Source organism: Flavobacterium columnare NBRC 100251 = ATCC 23463, from assembly GCF_002530675.1.
Taxonomy (GTDB): domain Bacteria; phylum Bacteroidota; class Bacteroidia; order Flavobacteriales; family Flavobacteriaceae; genus Flavobacterium; species Flavobacterium columnare.
Window position 1 is genome coordinate 38,498 of sequence record NZ_PCMX01000016.1, and the last position, 24,691, is coordinate 63,188.

General features: G+C 31.2%; 24 protein-coding genes. 19 read left to right on the forward strand and 5 right to left on the reverse strand.

Annotation, left to right across the window (positions count from 1 at the left end):
* The first annotated feature begins 20 nt into the window (after window positions 1–20).
* The 4 genes from B0A78_RS02600 (at window position 21) to B0A78_RS02615 (ending at window position 4,574) form a co-directional block, all read left to right on the forward strand.
* On the forward strand, window positions 21–1,064 hold the full coding sequence (locus B0A78_RS02600; protein WP_014166696.1) for a VWA domain-containing protein: 1,044 nt from the start codon (window positions 21–23) through the stop codon (window positions 1,062–1,064).
* 33 nt (window positions 1,065–1,097) lie between these two features.
* Complete coding sequence (locus tag B0A78_RS02605) at window positions 1,098–1,853, forward strand: tetratricopeptide repeat protein (protein ID WP_249030937.1); 756 nt, start codon at window positions 1,098–1,100, stop codon at window positions 1,851–1,853.
* Between the two features lie 17 nt (window positions 1,854–1,870).
* Window positions 1,871–3,667: a BatD family protein gene (locus B0A78_RS02610; RefSeq protein ID WP_065213815.1), complete on the forward strand. Its 1,797-nt coding sequence runs from the start codon at window positions 1,871–1,873 to the stop codon at window positions 3,665–3,667.
* Between the two features lie 160 nt (window positions 3,668–3,827).
* Window positions 3,828–4,574: an SH3 domain-containing protein gene (locus B0A78_RS02615; protein WP_014166699.1), complete on the forward strand. Its 747-nt coding sequence runs from the start codon at window positions 3,828–3,830 to the stop codon at window positions 4,572–4,574.
* Window positions 4,575–4,844: 270 nt separating this feature from the next.
* Here B0A78_RS02615 and B0A78_RS02620 read toward each other — a convergent pair whose 3' ends face one another.
* Window positions 4,845–6,182 (reverse strand): serine hydrolase domain-containing protein, encoded by a 1,338-nt coding sequence (locus tag B0A78_RS02620; RefSeq protein ID WP_065213814.1) that lies wholly within the window; start codon window positions 6,180–6,182, stop codon window positions 4,845–4,847.
* A gap of 176 nt (window positions 6,183–6,358) precedes the next feature.
* Between B0A78_RS02620 and B0A78_RS02625 the strand changes: the two genes are divergently transcribed.
* The 12 genes from B0A78_RS02625 to pyk all read left to right on the forward strand — a co-directional run bounded on the left by B0A78_RS02625 (window position 6,359) and on the right by pyk (window position 18,111).
* The gene (locus B0A78_RS02625; RefSeq protein WP_014166701.1) at window positions 6,359–7,342 is read left to right on the forward strand and encodes a DUF2157 domain-containing protein; all 984 of its coding nucleotides are present in this window, start codon (window positions 6,359–6,361) and stop codon (window positions 7,340–7,342) included.
* Complete coding sequence (locus B0A78_RS02630) at window positions 7,329–8,492, forward strand: hypothetical protein (RefSeq protein WP_014166702.1); 1,164 nt, start codon at window positions 7,329–7,331, stop codon at window positions 8,490–8,492. The genes B0A78_RS02625 and B0A78_RS02630 overlap by 14 nt, the downstream gene beginning before the upstream one ends.
* Window positions 8,493–8,554: 62 nt before the next feature.
* Complete coding sequence (locus tag B0A78_RS02635; protein WP_014166703.1) at window positions 8,555–9,769, forward strand: aminotransferase class V-fold PLP-dependent enzyme; 1,215 nt, start codon at window positions 8,555–8,557, stop codon at window positions 9,767–9,769.
* 13 nt (window positions 9,770–9,782) lie between these two features.
* A complete protein-coding gene (locus tag B0A78_RS02640) occupies window positions 9,783–10,310 on the forward strand; it encodes a hypothetical protein (RefSeq protein WP_014166704.1) in 528 nt (175 codons plus the stop codon).
* A 25-nt stretch (window positions 10,311–10,335) separates the two neighbouring features.
* The gene (locus tag B0A78_RS02645) at window positions 10,336–10,755 is read left to right on the forward strand and encodes a SufE family protein (RefSeq protein ID WP_014166705.1); all 420 of its coding nucleotides are present in this window, start codon (window positions 10,336–10,338) and stop codon (window positions 10,753–10,755) included.
* A gap of 85 nt (window positions 10,756–10,840) precedes the next feature.
* Entirely contained in the window at window positions 10,841–11,164 is a 324-nt protein-coding gene (locus B0A78_RS02650) for an SUF system Fe-S cluster assembly protein (RefSeq protein ID WP_014166706.1), read from the forward strand.
* 69 nt (window positions 11,165–11,233) lie between these two features.
* Window positions 11,234–11,740: a DUF2480 family protein gene (locus B0A78_RS02655; protein WP_014166707.1), complete on the forward strand. Its 507-nt coding sequence runs from the start codon at window positions 11,234–11,236 to the stop codon at window positions 11,738–11,740.
* 11 nt (window positions 11,741–11,751) lie between these two features.
* Complete coding sequence (locus B0A78_RS02660) at window positions 11,752–12,642, forward strand: DUF3078 domain-containing protein (RefSeq protein ID WP_065213809.1); 891 nt, start codon at window positions 11,752–11,754, stop codon at window positions 12,640–12,642.
* Window positions 12,643–13,425: 783 nt separating this feature from the next.
* Complete coding sequence (bioD, locus tag B0A78_RS02670) at window positions 13,426–14,043, forward strand: dethiobiotin synthase (protein WP_014166710.1); 618 nt, start codon at window positions 13,426–13,428, stop codon at window positions 14,041–14,043.
* Between the two features lie 55 nt (window positions 14,044–14,098).
* Window positions 14,099–15,370, forward strand: a complete 1,272-nt coding sequence (gene bioA / locus B0A78_RS02675; protein WP_014166711.1) for an adenosylmethionine--8-amino-7-oxononanoate transaminase — start codon at window positions 14,099–14,101, stop codon at window positions 15,368–15,370.
* An 819-nt stretch (window positions 15,371–16,189) separates the two neighbouring features.
* Window positions 16,190–16,675 carry an IPExxxVDY family protein gene (locus tag B0A78_RS02685; RefSeq protein ID WP_014166713.1) on the forward strand — a complete coding sequence of 162 codons (486 nt, stop codon included), beginning with the start codon at window positions 16,190–16,192 and terminating at the stop codon, window positions 16,673–16,675.
* Window positions 16,676–16,677: 2 nt separating this feature from the next.
* The gene (gene pyk / locus B0A78_RS02690; RefSeq protein WP_065213808.1) at window positions 16,678–18,111 is read left to right on the forward strand and encodes a pyruvate kinase; all 1,434 of its coding nucleotides are present in this window, start codon (window positions 16,678–16,680) and stop codon (window positions 18,109–18,111) included.
* 12 nt (window positions 18,112–18,123) lie between these two features.
* On the opposite strand, the gene dinB is transcribed toward pyk, so the two are convergent.
* Window positions 18,124–19,200 (reverse strand): DNA polymerase IV, encoded by a 1,077-nt coding sequence (gene dinB, locus B0A78_RS02695; RefSeq protein ID WP_014166715.1) that lies wholly within the window; start codon window positions 19,198–19,200, stop codon window positions 18,124–18,126.
* 84 nt (window positions 19,201–19,284) lie between these two features.
* Here dinB and B0A78_RS02700 point away from each other — a divergent pair, with 84 nt between their 5' ends.
* Window positions 19,285–19,764 carry a CYTH domain-containing protein gene (locus B0A78_RS02700; protein ID WP_014166716.1) on the forward strand — a complete coding sequence of 160 codons (480 nt, stop codon included), beginning with the start codon at window positions 19,285–19,287 and terminating at the stop codon, window positions 19,762–19,764.
* Here B0A78_RS02700 and B0A78_RS02705 read toward each other — a convergent pair.
* The 3 genes from B0A78_RS02705 to B0A78_RS02715 form a co-directional block, all read right to left on the reverse strand.
* Complete coding sequence (locus B0A78_RS02705; protein ID WP_014166717.1) at window positions 19,761–20,261, reverse strand: septal ring lytic transglycosylase RlpA family protein; 501 nt, start codon at window positions 20,259–20,261, stop codon at window positions 19,761–19,763. The two genes, B0A78_RS02700 and B0A78_RS02705, sit on opposite strands and share 4 nt — an antisense overlap.
* 70 nt (window positions 20,262–20,331) lie before the next feature.
* Window positions 20,332–20,754, reverse strand: a complete 423-nt coding sequence (locus B0A78_RS02710) for a hypothetical protein (protein WP_014166718.1) — start codon at window positions 20,752–20,754, stop codon at window positions 20,332–20,334.
* Between the two features lie 92 nt (window positions 20,755–20,846).
* Entirely contained in the window at window positions 20,847–22,658 is a 1,812-nt protein-coding gene (locus B0A78_RS02715; RefSeq protein ID WP_065213807.1) for a GNAT family N-acyltransferase, read from the reverse strand.
* 254 nt (window positions 22,659–22,912) lie between these two features.
* Between B0A78_RS02715 and B0A78_RS02720 the strand changes: the two genes are divergently transcribed.
* Both B0A78_RS02720 and B0A78_RS02725 read left to right on the forward strand, forming a co-directional pair.
* The gene (locus B0A78_RS02720) at window positions 22,913–23,671 is read left to right on the forward strand and encodes an exodeoxyribonuclease III (RefSeq protein ID WP_065213806.1); all 759 of its coding nucleotides are present in this window, start codon (window positions 22,913–22,915) and stop codon (window positions 23,669–23,671) included.
* Between the two features lie 21 nt (window positions 23,672–23,692).
* Window positions 23,693–24,661 (forward strand): OmpA family protein, encoded by a 969-nt coding sequence (locus B0A78_RS02725; protein WP_014166721.1) that lies wholly within the window; start codon window positions 23,693–23,695, stop codon window positions 24,659–24,661.
* The last annotated feature ends 30 nt before the right edge of the window (window positions 24,662–24,691 follow it).

Genomic DNA, 24,691 nt, shown 5'->3' on the forward strand with positions numbered 1-24,691 from the left:
ATAATTGCAATCGAAAAGAAATGTACGAATTAGACGAATCAAAGTATCTGTATTTATTTTTCTTGTTGCCCTTCTTGGTAGGCCTTTTCCTGTGGAATCAATTTTGGAAAAGAAAAAAACAACAAGAATTTGGGGATTCAGAACTAGTTAAAAAATTAAGCCCAGAAAAGTCAACGTTTAAGCCAACGTTAAAATTCGGGATATTGCTTTTTGCATTAATACTGTTGATTTTAGGTTTAGTAAATCCTAAAATAGGAACCCAAGTTGAAAAAGTAAAACGGGAAGGAATAGATATTGTTTTTGCTATAGATGTTTCTAAAAGTATGCTTTGTGAGGATATAGCTCCAAGTCGTTTAGAAAAAAGTAAACAATTAGTTTCTCAGATTATTAATGGTTTAGGAAACGATCGCATCGGGATTATTGCTTATTCAGGAAGTGCCTTTCCTGTACTGCCCATTACAACTGACTATAACGCTGCTAAGATGTTTTTACAGAGTATGAATCCAGGAATGATTTCATCGCAGGGAAGTAATTTAGATGAAGCAATTCAATTAACAGAAAAATACTTTGAAGGAAGCGGGAATACTAGTAAACTTTTGGTTATGGTAACTGATGGAGAAGATCATTCAGAAAAAGCCCAAGACGCAGCAGCACAAGCACGTAAAAAAAGAATAAAGATTATTACTATAGGTGTAGGAACTCCAAACGGTGGACCTATTCCTATTAGAAATGGTCATTCGATAGAATATCATAAAGACAAAAAAACTGGAGAGACAGTTACCACTAAATTACGTCCAGAAGCTTTAGAAGCAATTGCTAAAACAGCTAACGGAGGTTATATTAATGGAACAAATACTAAACAAGTAGTTGATTTTATGCGAAAATCACTCAACAATATTCAAAAAACACAATTTGAAGCTACTGAAATGGCTAATTTTCAGTCCCAGTTTCAATGGTTTTTAGGTATTGGGTTTTTCTTGTTATTAGTGGATGTATTCCTTCTAGAAACAAAAACAAAATGGATACAAAAACTAGATTTGTTTAACGAAAAAAGTAAAAAATAAATGCCCTTTTTAAGAGGGATTAGAGATGGGTCAATGAAAAGAATTATTTTACATATCGTTTTATTAATTTCTGTTAGTATTTTTGCGCAACAGAAAAAAGATTTTGAATTACCAGAGGGCGTTTCACAATTTGAAAAGAAGCAGTATGTTGAAGCAGAAGCAAATTTTAGAGTTTCAAAAAGCAATCATCCTAAAAAAGCAGTATCAGCGTATAATTTAGGAAACGCAATTTACAAACAAAATCAAGTTTCAGAAGCTAAAGCAGCCTATGCTAAAGCAGCAGAAACTGCTAAAACAAAAAATGAAAAACATTACGCTTATCATAATTTAGGAAATACCTATATGAAAGAAAAGACGTATGATAAAGCCGTTGAAGCCTATAAGAATGCTTTGCGCAATAATCCAGCGGATGAAGAATCGCGTTATAATTATGCTTTAGCAAAGAAGTTATTGAAGGAAAATCCACCTTCAAAAAATGATGACAAGAAAAAGGATAAAAAAGGGGACAGTCCTGATAAAAAGCCTAATCAAGATCAGAATCAAGACAAGGATAAAAAACAAAATGATAAAAACAAAGACAAACAGGAAAAGCCTAACAATAAAGATCAAGACAAAGATCAAGACAAAGATCAAAACCAGAATAATCCGCAGCCTAAACCCAATAATGTTCCTAAAGATAGGATGCAAAATTTGTTAGATGCGGTAAATAATGAGGAGAAAAAAATCCAAGATCGAGTAAATGCTCGAAAAGTAAAAGGAGCTCCAAAACAGGAAGGAAAAGATTGGTAGAAAAGAAAATTAAAAGAATGAAGAAACTATTTTTTATACTTATTTTATTTTGTGTGAAAATTACTGCTCAAGTTCAGTTTGTAACTAATGTGAGCAAAAACAATTTGGGTATAAACGAGCGTTTACGAATTGATTTTACAATGAATGATGACGGAGATAATTTTGATCCTCCAGCATTTGATGGTTTCCGAATAATAGGGGGACCTAATCAATCAGTTAGTTATTCATGGATTAATGGAAGAAAATCCTATGAAAAAACCTATTCGTATTTTCTTCAACCCACTAAAAAGGGAACCTTTGTTATTAAAGGAGCTTCCGTTGAAATAAACGGACAGACTTATAAATCCAATGCAATCAAGATAACTATTGGTAATGCCGTTCCTGAAGAACGGGATCCTTACGACCCTTACGGAGGAAGTAGTCCTTATTACCAACAACAGCGTCAACAAGTACCACCGTCAGCTGCTATGGGGAAAGAAGGAGTACACCTAGTAGCTGAAATTTCTAATACTAATCCGTATCTTAATGAACCTATTACCGTAGTTTATAAAATCTATGTGAGTCATCGTTCAGGTGTAGGGGGGTGGCAGGAAACACAAAATCCTAAGTACAATAACTTTTGGAGTCAGAATATAGATATCAAACAATTACAAGTAGAAGAAGGAAAGTTTAAAGGCGAAATGTATCGTTATGCCGTATTACGTAAAACGGTTTTATATCCTCAAAAAGCAGGCAAGCTAGTTATAGAGCCTTTGACATTAGATGTAGAAGTAGAGGTTCCTTCTGGAGAGGTTGATTTTTTTGGTCGTCCTATTATGACTATGGGACATAAAAAAGTTTCAGCAGGAGCAAAAACCGTTACAGTCAAACCTCTTCCTGAAGCAGGAAAACCAATTGATTTTACAGGAGCAGTAGGAAATTTTGATTTTAAAGTAATTCCTTCTAAAACCAGTGTAAAAGCAGGCGAGTCAATTGATCTTAAAATAGCCGTTTCAGGAACAGGAAATTTAAAGTTATTTACATTGCCTAAACCTGTAGTACCTTCTTCATTAGAAATCTATGATCCACAACATCAGGAAAGCGTACAAACACCACTTTCAGGGATGACAGGAAGTATTCAAGATACATATACTATTATCCCACAAAGTGAGGGAAAATATTTAATCAAACCAATGACTTTTACATATTTTGATTTGAGTTCAAAGGTCTATAAGTCAATTACATCCAAAGAAATTACTCTATTTGTAGAAAAAGGAAACCTCTTGGCAAATAATACAATGAGTTCTAATAAATCAAAAGTAACAGCAGTATCCGCTTTTGGATTTATTAAAACTAAAACCAATTTACAACCAAAAAATAGTTCGGATTTCTTAGGTTCGGGTTTCTTTTACAGTTTGTTAATGGCACCATTTTTAGCTATTCCACTCATTATAGCTTTCCGTCGTAAGAGAGAAAAAAGCAATGCAGACGTTATAGGAAACAAAATTAAGCTATCAAATAAATTAGCTAAAAAATATTTATCCGAAGCTCAAAAGCAGTTAGGAAATAAAGAGCCTTTTTATATTGCTTTAGAACGTGCGTTGCATAATTTTCTAAAAGCAAAATTACATATCGAAACATCGGATATAAGTAAAGATAAAATTAGAGAGTTATTAGTTCAGAAGAAGGCCTCCGAAGATACCGTAGCGCAATTTATAGCTCTGGTAGAAAGTTGTGAGTTTGCTCGATACGCCCCTTCGACGAATACGAGTATTCAAAATGATTACAATCTGGCGGTAAGTATTATTTCTGATTTGGAAAAACAGATAGCTTAAAAGCAGTAAAGAGAAGTTTTAAATTCTTAATGAACAAAAAGATTAAAATTATTAGAACAGATGATTTTTTTGTTTTCTTAAACAGTTGAAAAATAAATTAAAATAACGAACATAAACAATGTCTTTAGTGTTTGTTTATTGTTCCTAGTGGTTAAATAAAATGAAAAAAATAGCCTACATATTCCTGTTCCTTTCTCAATTTATTTGGGCAAATAATCCGTTTGAAAAAGGAAATGATTTGTATCAAAAAGGGAAATACCAAGATGCCATTCAATCTTATGAAACTATTTTAGCACAAGGACAAGAGTCAGCAGAAGTTTATTTTAACTTAGGAAATTGTTATTATAAATTAAGTAGAGTAGCACCAGCAGTTTTTAACTTTGAAAAGGCTTTATTACTGAGTCCTAATGATACAGAGATAGAAAATAATTTAGCATTTGCACAAAAAATGGCAATTGATGATATTCAACAAGTATCACAAGTAGGCTTTTCAAAAATTATAGCAGATTTCACTTCCATTTTTCATTATGACACATGGGCTTGGATATCCATAATTTTAGCTGTTTTCGCATTGGTGTGTTTTATAGTTTATTATTATTCGTATCAAACTACTGTAAAACGAATTTTCTTTGCTGGAATTTTATTGGGTTTATTTTTTGTATTATTAAGCCTTTTTTCAGGTTTTTATGAGCAAAATCGTTTGCTAAACGAAAAGCCAGCTATTGTTTTTGTTGATGTAGTTAATGTAAAAAGTGAACCTAATGCTACCGCAAGTAATGCTTTTATTTTACATGCTGGAACCAAAGTGAATATTCTTGAAAGCTTAGATAATTACTATAAAATTCAAATAGCAGATTTAAAAGAAGGTTGGTTGGATAGAAGTGTTGTAAAAGAAATCAAGAAATAAAAGATTCAGAGTAAGTATTTTACTTTAATAAATTTCTAATGCGTAATCTGGGGTTAAAATCCCCCCAAAAAGCTAATCCATAAATATAATTGAAAAGACAAATCTATAGGTGTAGAAAAAGAATATACGATAAAATTATTTTAAAAATCCCTTGTTTTCTCTCGATCAAAGAGGAAGACATGTATTTTAATTTCTTTGATCGAGAAAAAATTATTGGACAATCATTATAACAAATATTCTAAATTTTCGAGCAGTTCTATTTATATTGAATTATTTTATACTTCCTAAAACTTCTTTTACCAAAGCATTTAAATCAATATGACCATAACCTAGGCGAACAATTACCATATCGTGGGAAGGTATAATAAATACACGTTGGCCTTGAAAACCATCAGCATAATAAATGTTTTTAGGGCAGTCAGGTAATGCTCCAGAGGCATTTAACCAAAATTGAGCACCATATTTATTATTGGAAGTAGGAGTAGGAGTAGCCACATAACGAGACCAACTAGGATCAAACAACTGTTGGCCATTCCAATTCCCTTTATGTAGATATAATAAACCAAATTTAGCCCAATCACGAGCAGTAGCCCAAGCATAAGAAGATCCTATATAATGACCTGTTAAGTCAGTTTCAATGATCATTGAATGCATTCCAATTTTGTCAATTAAAGCACTATACCAAAAATCTAAATACTCTTGATGTGTCTTAAATTGGTTGCGAATAATTCCAGAAAGTAAGTTGGTAGTACCTGAAGAGTAATTCCAAGAGGCATTGGGTTTACCTACCAAAGGCTTTTTTATTTGGGATTTTGTCATGTCACTTTCTTGAAATAGCATTCTGGTGGCATCTGATATCTTATCATAATTTTCATCCCATTCTAAACCCGAGTTCATTTGCAATAAATTATGAATGGTAATGTTTTTGCGCGCATCATTTTTCCATTCAGTAATAGGAGCAGGTTGATTAATATCTAATTTACCTTGTTTTTGAAGAATTCCAAATAAGGTTCCCGTAATACTCTTAGTCATAGACCAACCCAGTAATCGTGAATTTTTTGTGAAATTTGGAGCGTATTTTTCAGCAATAATTTGATCCTTATATACCACAAGTACCGCGCGAGTACATCTTTTCCCTTTTTTATTAGGTTCAAATGCTTGAGAAACAGCTTTGTTTAATTGATCGTAATCAATGTTTGCAAAAAAGGGTTTCAAAGGTTCTCCATTACCATAAGGGAAAGGAATGTTCTTATTAACCGTAAAAATTCTTTTAGGAACTAAATAAGGTTGGTTTGGATCGTAATCATCATTTACTAATACAGCTCCTAGACCTTCTCTATATATAGCTTTTCGTTTTTTAAATCCATAGACTGATGCCTCTGCAAATTTACCTTGATCATTAATTTCATTTTTAGCGAAATCAATCAGATTAATATCATTGTCGGTTTTTTCAATAATAGATAAAGAACGATTCTCTAGAAAATAACCCGAAGCTACACTCTTTGCCGAAAAGCCAGAAATTAAATCCAGTTTAGGGTAATTTTGAAATAGTAAAGTCCCTATGATACCTATAAGAACTAAAGTAATAATACCTAGTATTTTTTTCATCTGTATATAATAGTTTAAATTAAGGAAGATAGAATACCCTTTTATCTCTTTTCAGTGGGCTTGCCACTTCTATTAACGGGTATTTCATAAAAATGTTTATTTATTGCAAGATAAAGTTTTTTAGGATTATATAAAAATAGATCGATTCTTCTTTATATTTGGAAAAATAGATTTTTATGACTAAAATTTTTGATTTGCTTTTTACGAAAAATTTTATCAAACAAGAACAGTATCAGGCAATAAAAGAATATTACAAGCTAGGTATTTTTTCTGTTAGAAATGAGTTGTTATTTTTGGTTTATCTATCCATTTTATTTTTTACAAGTGGAATAGGAATTATTATATATAAGAATATTAATACTATAGGGCATACTATTTTGCTTCTATTGCTAGCCATTGTTACACTAGTATGTTTCTGTTTTAGTTATAGAAAAGCTAAAGGATTTTCAAAAGAAAAAATTTCCTTTGAAAATCCGCTATATGATTATCTAGTCCTTTTTACAACCATTCTGATATGTACCTTAATAGGGTATGCTCAATATCATTTTCATATAAAGAATACAGATTATAGTTTAACCTCCTTAATATCTGGATTTATAGCTTTAGGAATGGCTTATTACTTTGATAATAAAAACGCGCTTGTAATAAGTATTACTGCTTTAGGAAGTTTTATAGGATTAACTTTAAAGATTCAAACGTTATTTGAAAACGATTTTTTAAATGATAGCCTTTTACTTAGTTCTGGATTAATATTTGGAGGTCTTTTACTTATTTGGGAATATTATTCAGAAAAAAACAACTTAAAGGTTCATTTTAGTACTGTCTTCCTAACTTTTGCATTGCATTTACTTTTTTTAATTGGTTTAATAGGGTTTGCACAAAAAAACTTTTGGTTTTTATATTCATTTATTTTAGTGTTTGTGGCTTGTTTTTTTTACAAGAAAAGTCTGCAATATGCAACAATTTCTTGGTATATATTTACCTTGTTTTATGGTTATATAGGTTTTGATATATTATTTTTTAGAATAATATATTATTTTGATTTAGATCAAATTACGACTTTTTTAACCCTTTTTACGCCATTTTATGTACTGGGATCAATACTGTTTTTTATCAAACAAATTCGTAATTTTAAAAAGAAAGCTTATGCTAGCAAGTAATTTCAATACGATCCAAAATCATTTTCTTTTAGAAGAAACACGAAAATTAGTCCAATTAGAAATTATCAATCAAAATCAGTTTGAAGAACTCGAAAAAAAAACTATTACAACTAAAACCAATTCTAATATTTTACTTAGAATAGGATTTTTTATACTAGGAAACTTTTTACTATCTTCTATTTTTGGTTTGTTTTGTTTGGCTTTTTCGTTTATAGAAAACACAAGAATGCTTGGTGCGTGTGCTTTTATTGCAGGAATTATAACAATTGTCATTTCTGAATTTTTACGCAACCAAAAATATTTTTCCTACGGATTAGATGATTCGTTTATAGTATCTATAACATTATTCTTTGGAATTGCTACAAGTATATTTAGCGAAAATATAAACTGTATCTTTATAACTATTATTCTAACGACCGCTTTTACAACTATACGTTATGTGCATACCCCATCTATTCTTATTTTTTTAGTAAGTTTAGTAAGTTACGTAGGATATTGGGCAATTATACAAAAAAATATTTCTTCCTTTATACTGGCTCTATTGTTTTTTATTGCAGCAGTAGGGATTTACTGCATACAATTAAAAATATCACAATACATAAACTATTATATCTATAAAAATGTGTTTTTTACAGCAAAAATAGTTAGTATACTGTTAGCTTACCTATCACTTAACTATTTTTCAGTTAGAGAATTATCCAAAATTTTATTAGAAGACGATTTTTCTAAGCTCCAAGAGATCCCTTTAGCTTCCTTGTTTTACATTACTACTTTTGTTATCCCAATTTTTTATATCTTTTATGGATTAAAAGAAAAAGAGAGAACATTTTTATGGATAGGACTATTAACTCTTGGATTAAGCTTTGCAACTATTAGATATTATCATGATTATTTACCCATGGAATATGCTCTATTATTGGCAGGAGGAATATTGTTTGCAATAGTCTATTTTTTCATTCAAAAAATTAAAAACAATACGATTGGGATAACTTTTAAAGAGGATAAAAGTATAAATCCAAAGGCTTTTGACTTAATAAAAGTAATTTTAGTGAATGCCCAAGTGAATACAACAGTTGATACGATTCAAAAAGACCCTGTTGAATTTGGAGGAGGAGGATTTAGTGGAGGTGGGAGCGGTGAAACTTTTTGAAAACTTTAATAAAATATCCTAACTAATTAACTAATTTTGCTTTTAGAATTTTTCTGAATAATATGTTTGATATCCAAAAAGTTAGAGAAGATTTTCCTATTTTAAATCAAAAAGTAAACGGAAAACCCTTAATATATTTCGATAATGGAGCGACTGCTCAAAAACCAGAGGTAGTTATAGAAGCTATTTCAAAGTACTATAACGAAATCAATGCTAATATTCATCGTGGAGTGCACACTTTGAGTCAGTTAGCAACAGATGCTTATGAAGAATCTCGTAATAAGATCCAATTGCATATTAATGCAAAACATAATTACGAGGTCATATTTACATCAGGAACCACCCAAGGAATTAATTTGGTAGCCAGTAGTTTTACAACATTATTAAATTCAGAGGATGAAATAATGGTTTCTGCATTAGAACATCATAGTAATATAGTGCCTTGGCAAATGTTATGTGAACGTACAGGGGCTCAATTAGTGGTAATACCAATGAATGAAAAAGGAGAGTTGATCTTGTCTGAATTTGACAGGCTCCTTTCTAATAAAACAAAAATAGTTGCAGTTAATCATATTTCAAACGCTTTAGGAACGATAAATCCTATTGAATATATCATTGAAAAAGCACACCAAGTAGGAGCTGCTGTTTTAATAGATGGAGCACAAGCGACTCCTCATTTGAAACCAGATGTTCAAGCACTAGACTGCGATTTTTATGTGTTTTCTGGCCACAAAATTTGTGGACCAACCGGCGTTGGAATCTTATACGGAAAAGAAGAATGGTTAAACCAATTACCTCCTTATATGGGAGGCGGTGAAATGATTAAAGAAGTAACTTTTGAAAAAACTACTTACGCTGAATTACCCCACAAGTTTGAGGCAGGAACACCCAATATAGCCGATGGAATTGTTTTGGGTACAGCCATTGATTATTTAAACCAAATAGGTTTTGAAAACATTCAAAAACAAGAAAAAGAACTTTTAGAATACGCTACTGAAAAACTTTTAAAAATAGAAGGATTAAAGATATTTGGAACCTCAGTAAACAAAACTTCTGTAATTTCTTTCAATATTCAAGGAATCCATCCATACGACATTGGCACAATTATAGATAAGTTAGGTATAGCCGTTCGCACAGGTCATCATTGCACACAACCGATCATGAATTTTTTTCAAATTCCAGGTACTGTAAGAGCAAGTTTCTCTTTTTATAATACAAAAGAAGAGATAGATATCTTTGTAGAAGCTGTAAAAAAAGCAAAAATAATGTTATCTTAAAAACTTTATACAGATGAAAAAAAATGCACTCACCTTATTTTCAATCTTAGTTTTACTAGTTTCTTGTAAAAGTAAAAATACAGCTCTAACCACATCTGAAACAATTGCTATAACAGATGAAAAAAACAAAGAACTCAATATAACGTCAGAATCCACCGAAAGTGTAATAAAAAAGAATCAACAAGAAGAAATGCTTGTAGAATACACAGCTAATACAAGAGGGTATAGTTTAAGAATCAAACTGACCCAAAAATCTTTAAGTTATACAGAAAATCGCGATGCAGATGACTTTAAAGAGGTCAAATTAACGGCGAAACAAATAGATGAGTTGCAAACCTTATTCGATCAAATTAATTTAAAAGAATTAGAAAAAATAAAAGCGCCTACCGAATTGCGTTACCACGATGGAGCACCCCATGCTGATTTAAAAATAACAAAAAAGGGAGAAGAATATCAATCAACAGGATTTGATCATGGACATCCACCTGTAGAAATTGAAAAATTTGTATCCAAATTAGTTTCTTACATAAACAAAGAATAATTAACAGAAATAAATTCTATTAAGAATGACCATAGAAGAAATTCAAAATGAAATTGTAGATGAGTTTTCAATGTTTGACGATTGGATGCAACGTTATGAATACATAATTGAGCTAGGAAAATCATTGCCTCTAATCGAAGAACAATACAAAACAGAGGAGAATATAATCAAAGGATGCCAATCTAAAGTTTGGGTTCATGCGGAAGAAAAAGAAGGGAATATCGTTTTTACAGCAGATAGCGATGCTATTTTAACCAAAGGAATTATTGGAATATTAATTAGAACATTTTCAAATCAACCAGCACAAGCCATCCTAGATGCTAAAACAGATTTTATAGACGAAATAGGTTTAAAAGAACATTTGTCGCCTACACGAGCAAATGGTTTAGTATCTATGATTAAACAAATAAAAATGTACGCTTTAGCATTTTTAAGTAAAAAATAATTTTAAAGCCACAGCTAGGCTAGGTAGTGCCAATACAAAGTATTTAACTGAAACTCGAAAAAATGAGAGTCAAAACGAAATAAAAATGGAAGAATTTAACGATAACATTAATTTAGGGGAAGAAGTCGTAAAAGTGTTAAAACGAATTTACGATCCTGAAATTCCCGTAGATATTTACGAATTAGGCTTAATTTATGATGTTTTTGTAAATGAAGATATGGATGTAAAGATTCTTATGACATTAACATCTCCAAACTGCCCCGTAGCAGAAACACTTCCTAATGAAGTAAAAGAAAAAATTGAAAAATTAGAAGCCGTTAAGTCTTGTGAAGTAGAAATTACTTTTGACCCACCTTGGAGTAAAGATTTAATGAGTGAAGAAGCAAAGTTAGAATTAGGAATGCTTTAATTAAAAATTTAGTTTTCAGTTGTAGTAGACAGTTTTACGATGACTGAAAACTAAACACAGCAACTAAATATGGAAGAAATTGTAAATAAAGTAACTAATAGCTCCTTAGAAGTGTTTGATCTTGAGGATTTTTATCCCGATGGAGTAAGAACAGGGATTGATTTAAGTCAATGGCTTATAGAAGGGTTTTTGTTAAAAGAAAAAGATTTTAGAGAAACTTTAAAAAATCACGATTGGTCTCAATATAAAGATCATTACTGCGCTATTTATTGTAGTTCGGATGCTATTTTACCTACTTGGGCCCCCATATTAGTTGCTTCTTACTTAGATAAATACGCTAAAAAAATTATCCTTGGTGATATAAATAAAATTGATGTTAATTTATATATAGAAGAAATTCTACGAATGGATTTCAGTAAATACCTTGATAAACCAGTAATTTTGAAGGGTTGCTCAAGAAAGCCTGTTCCGAAAGAAGCATACATTATGGCCATTACACAATTACAAAAAGTAGCAAAAAGTGTAATGTTTGGTGAAGCTTGTTCAGCGGTTCCGATTTTTAAGAGAACTAAATAAAAATTTACATTATGAAAAAATCACTTTTATGTTTGGCTTTTTTAATCTGTCAAACTTTGCTTAATGCACAAACAACTGAGGGAGAATTAATAAAAAGAACTTCTGAAACTGAAAAAAAAGCGCAAGACACTACCAATGTGGGTTGGAAAAGAGGAGGTAATTTTAATTTTTTATTTAACCAATCAGCATTTAATGATAAATGGCGTGGTGGTGGAACCTCAAACGTTGCGGGTAATATAAATATTAATTATGACTTTAATTACAAAGCAAAAGACTTAATTTGGGACAATAAAGTCATAGCCGCTTATGGACTAACAAAACAAAAAGATGCCGATGTCCGTAAGTCAGACGACCGATTACTTTATAATTCCGTACTAGGAAAAAGAGCCAAAGGATATTGGTTCTATTCTGTTTTCTTAGAGTTTAAAACACAAATGGATTCTGGTTTTGATACAAATGGAACTAAAATATCACATTTCTTCTCTCCAGCCTATTTACAGTTAGGTCCTGGTATGATGTGGAAAAAACATGAAAATTTTAAATTAAATATAGCTCCTGCAACTACTCGTTTAGTAATAGTTCATTCACATTTTACCGAAAAAGGAAGCTCTTTTGGAGTTGAACAAGGTAAGTCTACCCGCTTTGAGTTTGGTGCCGGATTACAAGGATATTATAAGTTTAAACTAATGGATAATGTTACTTGGGAAAATATCTTAAATCTATATTCTAATTATTTAGATAAACCACGAAATGTAGATATAGACTATCAAGCAAATTTAGTAATGAAAGTTAATAAATATATCTCTACCAATTTAGCATTTCAGGCTATTTATGACGATAATGCAGTTGGAGCTTTTCAAATCAGAGAAGTATTTGGTTTAGGGTTTAATTATGGTTTTTAATTAAAAGAGTATTCTAGCGTCTAAACACACACACAATACACCTCCAGCTTATAATTCAAGGAGCCACCCAAAAAGAATACAATTTGTCGCTTCAACCAGAAGGAAAAATTACATGCTACAGAAATCGTACTTCAACAACTAGGAGAAGGGATAACTAAATGTAAAATAATTACTTTTCGAATGGCTTCTTGAATTATTTTAAAAGAAATATTCAATAAACAAATTCTATTTACTAAGTAGTTGCTTTTAAAGAAGCTACAATTCTTTGAATCATCTCTAATCTATTTGTTTTTTAATAAACACGCAATTTTTTATTTTCGTTTTCTATTACTATCGTTACGATAATTTTTAAAAAACCATATTATTCCGTACCAGACGTTGTTGTGAAGAAAACCCAAGGGAAGTAGATGGGTCTTGTTAGCTCACTTAATTGAGTTTAACCCAGATTATGCGTTAAACTTTTTCATGAGGATAAAAAAGGCAAAAAAGATACAGAAAATTTTCCCCAGATGTAGTTTTACTACATTGAATTTGAAAAACAATCATCTTTTTAAATTCAAAGGCATTTTTTCTGTAATAAATTTCTTCTAATGCGTAATCTAGGTTTAATGCAGAATTTAGATTTAGAACAGTTGCTGTGCTACATTTTAAAGACATTCTACAAAACACTGTATAAATTTTTCTTAATTTCTTAATCCTATTGAAAACTATAAAGAATAAGAGTAAAAGAAACTAAAAAGAGCTCTTTTCCTTATTTTTGTAGAAAATTTAGAATCGTATACAATGAAAATTTTTGTTACAGGTATAGGAACAGATGTAGGTAAAACAATTGCATCAGCCATTATTACAGAGGCTTTAGAAGCAGATTATTGGAAACCTATTCAAGCAGGAGATTTAGAAAACTCAGATAGCCATAAAATAAAAACAAGAGTAAAAAATACCAAACTAACCATTCATCCTAATGCTTACGCATTAAATACCCCCGCGAGTCCACATCTTGCGGCAACAATCGACAATCTTACGATAGATTTAAAAAAAGTTGTAGAGCCTATAACTAATAATCATTTAGTAATTGAAGGAGCTGGAGGAATTTTAGTTCCCTTAAACGAAACAGACTGTGTCATAGATCTTATCCAACCCGATTATAAAGTAGTAGTCGTTTCTAGACACTATCTAGGAAGTATTAATCATACCCTGCTGACTTTAGAATTGCTTAGAAATAGAAAGATAAAAGTTGCAGGAATTATTTTTTCAGGCGATGAAAATACTTCAACAGAAAGTATCATTCTTAATAAATCAGGGATAAAAAGTATAGGACGTATAGATAACGAACCTTATTTTGACGAAAACGTGATCTCGTATTATGCTGATAAATTTAGAGAAAACCTGTTGGAACTTTAAAACCTTTGAAAAAATTAATAAATACTCAATTCCCTTTAGTTAAAAAAACAGTTTTATGACCTTATCTGAAAAAGACCAATTATACAATTGGCATCCTTATACACAACATCAAACAACGGGTATCCTACCTGCTATCGTTAGAGGGAAAGGAGCTTTATTATGGGATGAAAAAAACAAAGAATATGTAGATGCTATTGCCTCATGGTGGGTAAATCCTTTTGGCCATTCAAATGAATTTATTGCACAAGCTATTTATAATCAGTTAACTACTTTAGAACACGTTTTATTTGGCGGTTTTACACATAATAGAGCAGTAGAACTAGCAGAAAAATTAGTTGAAATATTACCATCTAACCAAAAAAAATTCTTTTATTCAGATAATGGATCAACAGCTGTTGAGGTAGCTATAAAAGCTTCATTTCAATACTTTTTTAATAAAGGAATAAAAAAAGATACAATCATAGCTTTTGAAGAGGCTTTTCATGGAGATACCTTTGGAGCCATGGCAGTAAGTGGAATTGGTTTGTTTACAGAAGCTTTTCAAGATTCATTAATCAACGTTATCCGAATTCCTGTTCCAATAAAAGGAAAAGAAGAAACATCAAAAGAAGCGCTTCAAAAAGCCTTAAAAGAAAATCAAGTAGCCGCATTTATTTTTGAGCCTTTAGTTTTAGGGGCAGCAGGTATGGTAATGTATGAGCCAACTGTTTTAGATGAGTTGATTGCTATTTGTAAATTTCATTCGGTTTTTACCATAGCCGATGAAGTAATGACTGGATTTGGTAAAACGGGACGACTTTTTGCTTGTAACTATCTAAAACAAAATCCAGACATGATGTGCTTATCCAAAGCCTTAACAGGAGGCACGATTCCTATGGCCATTACTTCTTTTACCGATTTTGTTTTTAATGGTTTTAAAAACGAATCGGTTAATCATGCTTTTTTTCACGGACATACTTTTACAGCTAATCCAACAGGTTGTGCGGCAGCTTTAGCTAGTATTGAATTACTACAGAAAGACGAAACACAAAAAAATATTGATAGAATTCATCATCAACATTTAAGTTTTCAAACAAAAATTAATTCGCATCCAAAGGTTAAAACTTCTCGAGTAATAGGAGTGATTTTTGCTTTAGAAATTGGAACAAATGAAGAAATTTCATATTACGGAGGTATTCGTAATAAGTTATATAACTTTTTTATAGACAAAGGAATTATACTCCGTCCTGTCGGAAATGTCGTTTATATTTTGCCTCCTTATATCATAACAGATCAACAGTTAAAAAAAATATACGACACAATTGAAGAAGCACTATCAACCCTTTAGTTACTCTAATAGACGTTTGTTTGATCTGTGGTATTCTCTTTAGTAGATAGAATCTGATAAAAATAAATAAAAAGAAAGTTTTTAGGAAGAACATTGATGATTTTTAAACCCAGATTACGCATTAGAAATTTATTACAGATAAAAACGACTTTGAATCTAAAAAAAACTCAATTTTTAGTTCTCAATGTAAAACTATAGCTGCGATAAAAAATCCGTATATTTTACCTTCTTTGCCCTTTTCTTCTTTATCTACAAAGGGTATAACGCATATTTGGGTTAAAATAGGCTTTAAATATATTTTTAAGAAAGAAAAACGAAAGGTATTCGTTAAAAAAGTTATAAACTTATCATAAAAAGGATTATAAATGAATTTAGTTTTAAAAAAAGTTGTAAATTTAGCATAAGACATAGAGTTAAAGCGAATTTTACTTTCTGTAAAAGGCTTTAAATAAAAACAAAAAAGACTTTTATTGTTTGTTCTTTACAAAAAGAATAAATAGAATTATAGCTGACTTGCAATTTCAGAAAATTTAAAATTAGAAAAACAATCACACAGGAATTTGTTTTTAAATCAAAATTATAATAGGTTAAATAACATAAATATAGTTTTGAACAATCGACGTAAAACTTAGAAAAGAATGAAACGGTTAAAAAACAGATTTATAAATTACTACTAATAAAAAGCAGAATATAAGTAGATAATTAAAACACAAAAAGTGTATTTTGTCTCCTCTAATTTGTCTTTTGTCGATTATTTTTAAAGATAAATATTAATGCTTTTTTAAAAAAGATTTACCTTTGTTTTTAATGTTGAATAGTATGACTAAACTTAAACATCAAATTCATCTTGGGGATTTTGATCAAGTAGATTATGATCTACTTGCTATTCATACTACTTTAGAAGATTATCGATTGGCATATAAGATCAATCAAAATTTAGGGATTTTACTTTCTAAAAATAATAATGAAATTCCAGTTGAAATCAATAAACAACTAGCTACTTTTTCAAGATTCACATACGAAGACGATGAAGCAATGATGACGTGGGATTTAATACAAAATAAACAAGAAATAGAATTTCCTTCTTCAAATATCGGAAATTCATTGTTTCAAGAAAATAGTATTACAACTCAAGTAAATTTGGTAACCGATTTAAAGAAAGTGGACTTTGTATTAAAAATAGAACATGATGAACAAATAGAGTTAAGAGAAATAATTTATAAGTTGAATAAAATTGATTTGATTTCTACAGTTTATGAAGTAAACCCAAATGAAATTAAATCTAAAAATAATTTGATATTTTAAGAATGCGTACACAAAAAAAAACAAAGATAGTAGCAACTCTAGGCCCAGCCTGTAGTTCTAAAGAAATGATTAAAAAGATGATGGATGCTGGTGCTGATGTATTTCGTATCAATTTTTCCCATGCGGACTATGCAGATGTTGCAGAGCGTATTCGTATTATTCGAGAATTAAACGAAGAGTATGGCTATACAACCGCCATATTAGCTGATTTACAAGGGCCTAAATTACGTGTAGGAGTAATGAAGGAAGATGTAGTAGTAAATGAAGGAGATTTAGTTACTTTTCAAACCGTAGAAGATGTACCAGGAACTCCTGATAATATATATATGACCTATAAATCATTTCCTAAAGATGTGAACCCAGGAGAACGTATTTTATTAGATGATGGAAAACTGATTTTTGAAGCGGTGTCAAGCAATGTTGAGACGAGCAGGGTTGTTTGTAAGGTCATTCAAGGAGGACCATTAAAATCTAAAAAAGGAGTTAATTTACCCAATACTAAAGTATCATTGCCCGCTCTTACCGAAAAAGATATTCGCGATGCTTTATTTGCAATTGAAAGTAAAGTAGATTGGATTGCATTATCTTTTGTACGAACGCCAGAAGATCTTAAAGATCTTAAGGAATTAATAGAACAACATTCGGATCATAAGATTCCTGTTATTGCCAAGATAGAAAAACCAGAAGCAATTGAAAACCTAGATAAGTTAGTGGCTCATTGTGATGGTTTTATGGTAGCTCGTGGGGATTTAGGGGTAGAAATGCCAGCACATGAAGTTCCATTAATTCAAAAAAAATTAATTAACCGCGCCAAATTGGCTCGTATTCCTGTCATTGTAGCAACTCAAATGATGGAAACCATGATTACCAGTCTTACACCCACTCGTGCTGAGGTAAATGATGTTGCTAATTCAGTAATGGATGGGGCAGATGCAGTGATGCTATCAGGTGAAACCTCAGTAGGGAATTATCCAATACAAGTAATTGAAAAAATGACACAAATTATTGAGGCTGTCGAAGATTCACCACTAATTCATGTGCCTCAAAAACAACCGCAAGTAAAAACCAATCGCTTTGTAACAAAACATATTTGTTATCACGCGGCTATTTTGGCTGGTGACATAGGGGCTAAAGCTATTACGACACTAACGAATAGTGGTTATACAGCCTTTCAGGTTTCTGCATGGAGACCTAATGCCCATGTTTTAGTGTTTACATCCAATCCTCGTATCTTAACACAGTTAAACTTATTGTGGGGAGTTCGTGCTTTTATGTATGATAAATTTGTAAGTACAGATGATACAATAGATGATATTAATAAAATAGCTGTAGAAAAAGGATTTGTAAGCCCAGGAGATATTTTGGTAAACTTAGCAGCCATGCCTGTTGTAGCAAAAGGAATGGTAAATACATTGAGAATTTCTGAAATAGAATAGGAATAAAAAATATTAAAATTCAAACCGTAGTTGAACCACTACGGTTTTTTTTATTTCTGTATTTAAATTAGAGAGAGAAATACCTAATAAACGAACAGAATCTTTCATACGATCTTGATAAAGAAGTTCTTTAGCTACCTCTAACAATACATTTCTATCGGCAACAAAATAAGGAAGCGTTTTACTTCTTGTTTGCTGGCTAAAATCAGAATATTTTATTTTAAGTGTTACGGTTTTACCCGATAATTTATGTTTTTGGAGTCTTTTAGCTAATTCATCAGCAATACGTTCTAATTTTTCCTCCATAAAAATTTCAGAGGTTAAATTGGTATAAAAAGTGTGTTCTGCTGCAACAGATTTAGAGGCTCGATTGGGTTTTACAGGACTGTTAGAAATTCCTCTAACCAGATGATAATAATGAGTACCACTTTTTCCAAAATGTTCCTCTAGATATTCTATTGTTTTAGATTTTAGATCTTGACCCGTATAAATTCCTAATTGATACATCTTTTCGGTAGTTACCTTTCCAATACCATAAAATTTTTTAATATCTAAACTTTCCAAAAAAAGAGTTACATCATCGGGGTGAATCGTTTTTTGACCATTTGGTTTGTTGTAATCAGATGCTATTTTAGCTACAAATTTATTGATAGAAATCCCTGCTGAAGCGGTCAAACCAACTTCATCTACTATACGTTGTCTGATTTCAGAAGCTATAAGAGTTGCGCTAGGATTGTTTTTTTTGTTTTGAGTTACATCTAAATAAGCCTCATCTAAAGATAGAGGTTCTACTAGATCAGTATACTCATAAAATATTTTTCTAATTTTCAGAGAAATCTCTCTATATCGCTCAAAACGAGGTTTTACAAAAATTAACTCAGGACATAAGCGTTTAGCTTGTATGCCAGTCATAGCACTTCGTACGCCAAATTTTCTAGCTTCATAACTAGCAGCGGATACAACGCCTCTAATTTCACTGCCTCCCACAGCTATAGGGAGGCCTATTAGTTCAGGATGATCCATTTGTTCAACAGACGCATAAAAGGCATCCATGTCTATATGAATTATTTTGCGAATAGGGCTTTCCATATTGCAAAATTACTAATGTTTTATCAAAAGTTAATCGATTTAAAAAACTTAGAGTATCTTCGTTAGGGTATTTAAAAAAATCTTATGATTGAGATAGAACGTAAATTTTTAGTTACAAATAATCAATTTTTGGAAGAAAGCAAGTCTAATAATAGAATTGTACAAGGTTATTTGAGTTCAGTTCCTGAGCGGACAGTTAGGGTACGAATAAAAGACGAAAAAGGATATATTACCATAAAAGGAGCTAGTAATGCCACTGGAACTTCTAGACTAGAATGGGAAAAAGAAATTTCTTTGAACGAAGCTGAACTGCTTTTGCCTCTTTGTGAAAAGGGAATTGTTGAAAAAATACGTTATGAAGTTCCTTTTGGAAAACACCTCTTTGAAGTAGATGTTTTTTTAGGTTTAAATCAAGGCCTTTTTTTAGCAGAAATAGAGCTGCAGACAGAAAATGAGTTTTTTGATAGGCCCTCATGGCTAGGTTTAGAAGTTACCTCAGATATGCGTTTTTACAATGCCTATTTAAGCAGACACCCTTATAACGAATGGGATATAAAAGTTTAATTTTTTTCTTTTCTTAGAGCTATTTCAATTTTTACAGGCATTTCTCCTCCTCCTTTTCCTTTAGCTAAATGATGAAAGGCTTTGTGAGATAGGTCTATTTCACGATTGCGAATATGAGGACCACGGTCATTTATCTTTACGATTATTTTGCGACCATTTTTTAAATTAGTTACCCTAACTCTTGTTCCAAATGGTAGTTTGCGGTGGGCAGCAGTTAATTTGTGATTGTAAAAACGCTCGCCACTAGCGGTTCTCCTCCCGTTAAAACGATTGGCATAATAAGAGGCGTGTCCTTTGCTTTTGTAAAGCTTGTAATTGTAAAGCCCTTCCTCTACGGATAAACTGTCTAAAATAGGGGATAAAGAATCTTTTTTGATCGTGTCAGGAATGATTTTAATAGGTTCAAAACTGTTTGAATCAAATTTTTTAAATGAAAATTTTGATGTTAAAAGTATAGCTAGTAGTGTAGAAACACCCATTAAAATACGGTTGATCATAATTTTTTCTTTTAATCATTTTGTGTAATAGTATAAAAAAATAAGCCCATTAAAAGGGCTTACTGTTTTTTTATGATAACCAAGATGACCATGGTATACGAGATAGAATTAGGATAAGTCCAATACTGTATAAAATAGCTATTTTTTTGAATTTATCATGACTTGTTTCCATTTTTTTATGTTTTGACCATCCAATGGTTACACATGCTATAGCAATTAGATTTATTAAAGGATGCTCCATAGAAGTAAGTCTTAAAGCAGCTTCTTTCATATTAAAACCTGATAACCCCATTGGAGAAACAAAGTATAAAATAATTCCTACTAAAAATTGAATATGTGTACCAATTAAACCAAATAAAGCAATTTTTCTGTCTTTAGCTGTAAATTCTCTATTAGAGGAATTACCTAAAAAACTATTAATAATAGCAAAAACTAATAAAGCTAAGGCTACATAAGCCCATCCTGAGTGAAATTTTTGTATGAAATTGTGCATTTTAAATATTTTGGTTTAAACAAATATAAGTAAAAAATGATAAATAGAAAAATATAGTGAGTGTTTGTGTTTTGTGTGAAAAGAACTAAATCTTATTTAGATTGTAGTTCATCATTCAATTTTCTTTCTAATTCTGCTTGAAATTCTTCCATTACTGGTTTTACAGTACTTTCTGGTAAGTCAGCAATTCGGATGTACATTAGTCCATCAATAGCATTGTTGAACAAAGGATCTACATTAAAGGCAACTACTCGAGCATTTTGTTTGATGTATTTTTTGATTAGAACAGGTAAACGTAAATTACCAGGTTCTACTTCGTCTATGATTTTATCAAATTTATTCAAATCAGATTCTGCTTCGTTAAATACAAAATCCTTATCAGCATCTTTTAATTTTACCTTGTATTCTTTTTTAGGATGAATATATTGAGCAATATAAGGATCGTAAAAATTAGATTTCATGAATTCAATCATTAATGATTTTGAAAATTCTGAAAACTGATTACTAATACTTACTCCACCTATTAAGAACTTATGTTCAGGATGTCTTAGTGTAGTGTGTACAATACCTTTCCATAATAAGAATAAAGGCATTGGTTTTTGCTGATATTCACTACATATAAAGGCACGACCCATTTCGATGGATTTGCTCATCATATCGTACAGTTCGGGTTCAAAACGGAAAAGGTTTTGTAAATAGAAACCGTTTATTCCGTATTTAGCAAAAATCCTAGATCCTAATCCCATACGGTAAGCACCTGCAATTTGTTTGGTATCATCATCCCATAAAAACATGTGGTGGTAGTAGTTGTCAAACTCGTCTAAGTCAATGGATTCGTTAGTGCCTTCACCAACGGCTCTAAAGGTAATTTCTCGTAAACGACCTATTTCATGTAAGATATTAGGGATTTCACTAGCTTCTGTTAAGAATACTTCATAATTTTTACTTTGGAGCAATCGAGCCTCTTTTTTTCTAAGTTTGGCTACTTCTTCAATCATTTTTTCTTGATTAGCTCCTGTTACAATTGCTTTTGCGGGTTTTGAAGTAGGTTTTAGAATAGGTGCTTCAAAAAGCTTTTTTTCTTCGGCAAAAGCATTCGCTAACATATATGTTTTTTTGCGTAAAAAATCCGTATAGTCTTCTAAAGTTGTATACTCATTTTGTTCTGCTACTGAAATTGGTTTTCCTATACGAACTTTTATTACACGATCTTTTTGAGTAAGTAGTTCGGAAGGAAGTTTTGCAGTTCGTAAAGTGCTACTTAGTTTCGATAAGAAATAAAATAATTTACTGTTTTTAGCATGAAAATAAATAGGTACCACAGGAACTTGTGCTTTTCTAATAACTTTAATAGCTCCTTCTTCCCATTCTTTGTCTACTATGAGTTTTCCATCTTTGTAAGTAGAAACTTCACCAGCAGGAAACATACCCAAAGGTTTTCCATCGCTTAAATGACGAAAAGTTTCTTTTAAACCAATTACACTTGATTTAGCATCCTTATGGTTTTCAAAAGGATTCACAGGCATGATATACGGTTTTAATGGCTCTATACGATGTAATAAGAAATTAGCGATGATTTTAAAATTAGGCTCGCGTTCAAGCATTAATTTTAGAAGTAATATACCATCTATACCGCCTAATGGGTGGTTAGAAATGGTGATATAAGAGCCTCCTTTAGGTAGTCTTTTTAGATCCTCTTCAGGAATCTCAAACTTAATTTGGAATTCATCCAAAATTGCATTCAAGAACTCAACATCCGATAGATGTTTATTCCTGTCATAAATTTTATTTAATGTTGATATCTGAAGTGCTTTCATTAACAACCAACCCGAAAAGGTCCCAATAGGACCATAATTATCAGTTTTAATTGCTTTGGCAACTTCTTTGGCAGTGACTAAACCCATTTATATTTACGATTAATGCAAGTTGCAAATATAGCAAAAGTCATATAATATGTAATGGTTTAACAATGAATCATTTATTTTTTTATTAAATATCCTCTGATTTGTTTGATATTCAAATGTTTGTTAATTGTTTAAAAAAAAAGGCGAGACTCCTAAAATATTCTATACTTTTGAAAAAATCAATTATACTATAGCTAATTACATTAATAGTATTTATAATCAGTCGTTTAGGTTTAATTTATTAATTCGTTTTGATGAAAGTTATATCATACAACGTAAATGGTATTCGTGCCGCCATTACAAAAGGTTTTTTAGAGTGGCTACAAGCAGCAAATCCTGATGTTATTTGTTTGCAAGAAATAAAAGCTACTCAAGATCAAATACCCGTGATGGACATTGAATTAGCAGGTTATCCGTATCAATATTATTTTCCTGCAGAAAAAAAAGGATATAGCGGAGTGGCTATTCTTTCTAAAATAGAACCTAAAAAAGTTGTGTACGGAACGGGTATCGAACACATGGATAAGGAAGGACGAAATCTAAGATTGGATTTTGATGATTGTTCTGTTATGAGCCTATATTTACCTTCGGGCACTAATATAGATAGATTAGAACACAAGTTTATGTATATGGATGATTTTTATAACTATATAAATCAGCTAAAAAAAGAAGTACCCAATCTTATAATTTGTGGTGATTATAATATTTGTCATGAAGCCATTGACATACATGATCCGATAAGAAATGCAAAAGTTTCTGGTTTTTTACCTGAAGAACGAGCATGGTTGGATAAATTTATAAAATCAGGATTTATAGATAGTTTCCGTTTTTTTAATACGGATCCGCATCATTACAGCTGGTGGAGTTATCGTGCCAATGCACGTGCTAATAATAAAGGCTGGCGAATTGATTATTGCTTGGTGCATGAACCCTTGCAAAATAAAATGAAAAGAGCCTATATTTTGCCAGAAGCGAAACATTCTGATCATTGCCCCGTGTGTGTAGAATTTTAATAACCCCAAATGTTTTAAATTATGATAAAAAGAACTTCTATAGGATTACTTTTGTTAGCCTTAAGTACTTCCTCTTGTGTTTCCAAGAAAATATATACTGATTTAGAAAATAAGTTTGCTGAACTAAAAAAAGAACGCAATGCTTTAGCCGATGAAAATGAGTTACTTAAATCTGGTAAAAGTCAGGCCAATCTAGATTTAGCAAAAGTAAAGTCTGAACTGGAAAAAATAAAAGCAGAACGTGATAAGTTAGCAGCTGATTATAGTGCTACTTCCAATAATTTGGCTACGCTACAAAATTCGTATAATGCTTTAGAAAAAAATAGCGATGATGCTTTGAAAGCAAATATGGACAAAAACCGAGAATTATTAGCACAATTAGAAGCAAAAGAAAAAGCCCTTGCTGCTGAAAAAGCCCGTTTGGATAAATTAAGTAAAGAATTTAAGGATCGTTCAGATCGTGTAACAGAACTTGAAAATTTAGTAGCAGCTAAAGAAGCTTCTATGAAAAAATTAAGAGAAACATTAGCTAAATCTTTAAAAGCTTTTGAAGGTAAAGGACTCGTGATTCATCAAAAAGACGGAAAAGTCTATGTTTCTATGGAAAATAAATTATTATTTGAATCAGGAAGCTGGACAGTAGGAACAGACGGTAAAAAAGCAGTTGATTTAGTCTCAAAAGTTTTAGCTGATAATCCAGATATTTCAATCTTAATAGAAGGACATACTGATAATGATAAAATAACAGGAACATTAGGAGGAGGAGTTGAAAACAACTGGGATTTATCTACCAAACGCGCTACAGCTATCGTAAATTTATTATCGGCTAATCCAAAGATTAAAAAAGAAAACTTAACAGCTGCTGGACGTAGTGAATACAGTCCATTAGTGTCAAATGAATCGACAGAGGGTAAAGCTAAAAATCGTCGTATTGAAATCATCTTGACTCCTAAGTTAGATGAGTTGACAAAAGCATTAGACGAGTTGTAACTAAAACTTTGAATAAAGGTTATTTTTATT

Coding starts and splice junctions, on each gene's coding strand:
- B0A78_RS02600 (WP_014166696.1), top strand. CDS start 21: ATGTACGAATTAGACGAATCAAAGTATCTGTATTTATTTTTCTTGTTG.
- B0A78_RS02605 (WP_249030937.1), top strand. CDS start 1,098: ATGAAAAGAATTATTTTACATATCGTTTTATTAATTTCTGTTAGTATT.
- B0A78_RS02610 (WP_065213815.1), top strand. CDS start 1,871: ATGAAGAAACTATTTTTTATACTTATTTTATTTTGTGTGAAAATTACT.
- B0A78_RS02615 (WP_014166699.1), top strand. CDS start 3,828: ATGAAAAAAATAGCCTACATATTCCTGTTCCTTTCTCAATTTATTTGG.
- B0A78_RS02620 (WP_065213814.1), bottom strand. CDS start 6,182: ATGAAAAAAATACTAGGTATTATTACTTTAGTTCTTATAGGTATCATA.
- B0A78_RS02625 (WP_014166701.1), top strand. CDS start 6,359: ATGACTAAAATTTTTGATTTGCTTTTTACGAAAAATTTTATCAAACAA.
- B0A78_RS02630 (WP_014166702.1), top strand. CDS start 7,329: ATGCTAGCAAGTAATTTCAATACGATCCAAAATCATTTTCTTTTAGAA.
- B0A78_RS02635 (WP_014166703.1), top strand. CDS start 8,555: ATGTTTGATATCCAAAAAGTTAGAGAAGATTTTCCTATTTTAAATCAA.
- B0A78_RS02640 (WP_014166704.1), top strand. CDS start 9,783: ATGAAAAAAAATGCACTCACCTTATTTTCAATCTTAGTTTTACTAGTT.
- B0A78_RS02645 (WP_014166705.1), top strand. CDS start 10,336: ATGACCATAGAAGAAATTCAAAATGAAATTGTAGATGAGTTTTCAATG.
- B0A78_RS02650 (WP_014166706.1), top strand. CDS start 10,841: ATGGAAGAATTTAACGATAACATTAATTTAGGGGAAGAAGTCGTAAAA.
- B0A78_RS02655 (WP_014166707.1), top strand. CDS start 11,234: ATGGAAGAAATTGTAAATAAAGTAACTAATAGCTCCTTAGAAGTGTTT.
- B0A78_RS02660 (WP_065213809.1), top strand. CDS start 11,752: ATGAAAAAATCACTTTTATGTTTGGCTTTTTTAATCTGTCAAACTTTG.
- bioD (WP_014166710.1), top strand. CDS start 13,426: ATGAAAATTTTTGTTACAGGTATAGGAACAGATGTAGGTAAAACAATT.
- bioA (WP_014166711.1), top strand. CDS start 14,099: ATGACCTTATCTGAAAAAGACCAATTATACAATTGGCATCCTTATACA.
- B0A78_RS02685 (WP_014166713.1), top strand. CDS start 16,190: ATGACTAAACTTAAACATCAAATTCATCTTGGGGATTTTGATCAAGTA.
- pyk (WP_065213808.1), top strand. CDS start 16,678: ATGCGTACACAAAAAAAAACAAAGATAGTAGCAACTCTAGGCCCAGCC.
- dinB (WP_014166715.1), bottom strand. CDS start 19,200: ATGGAAAGCCCTATTCGCAAAATAATTCATATAGACATGGATGCCTTT.
- B0A78_RS02700 (WP_014166716.1), top strand. CDS start 19,285: ATGATTGAGATAGAACGTAAATTTTTAGTTACAAATAATCAATTTTTG.
- B0A78_RS02705 (WP_014166717.1), bottom strand. CDS start 20,261: ATGATCAACCGTATTTTAATGGGTGTTTCTACACTACTAGCTATACTT.
- B0A78_RS02710 (WP_014166718.1), bottom strand. CDS start 20,754: ATGCACAATTTCATACAAAAATTTCACTCAGGATGGGCTTATGTAGCC.
- B0A78_RS02715 (WP_065213807.1), bottom strand. CDS start 22,658: ATGGGTTTAGTCACTGCCAAAGAAGTTGCCAAAGCAATTAAAACTGAT.
- B0A78_RS02720 (WP_065213806.1), top strand. CDS start 22,913: ATGAAAGTTATATCATACAACGTAAATGGTATTCGTGCCGCCATTACA.
- B0A78_RS02725 (WP_014166721.1), top strand. CDS start 23,693: ATGATAAAAAGAACTTCTATAGGATTACTTTTGTTAGCCTTAAGTACT.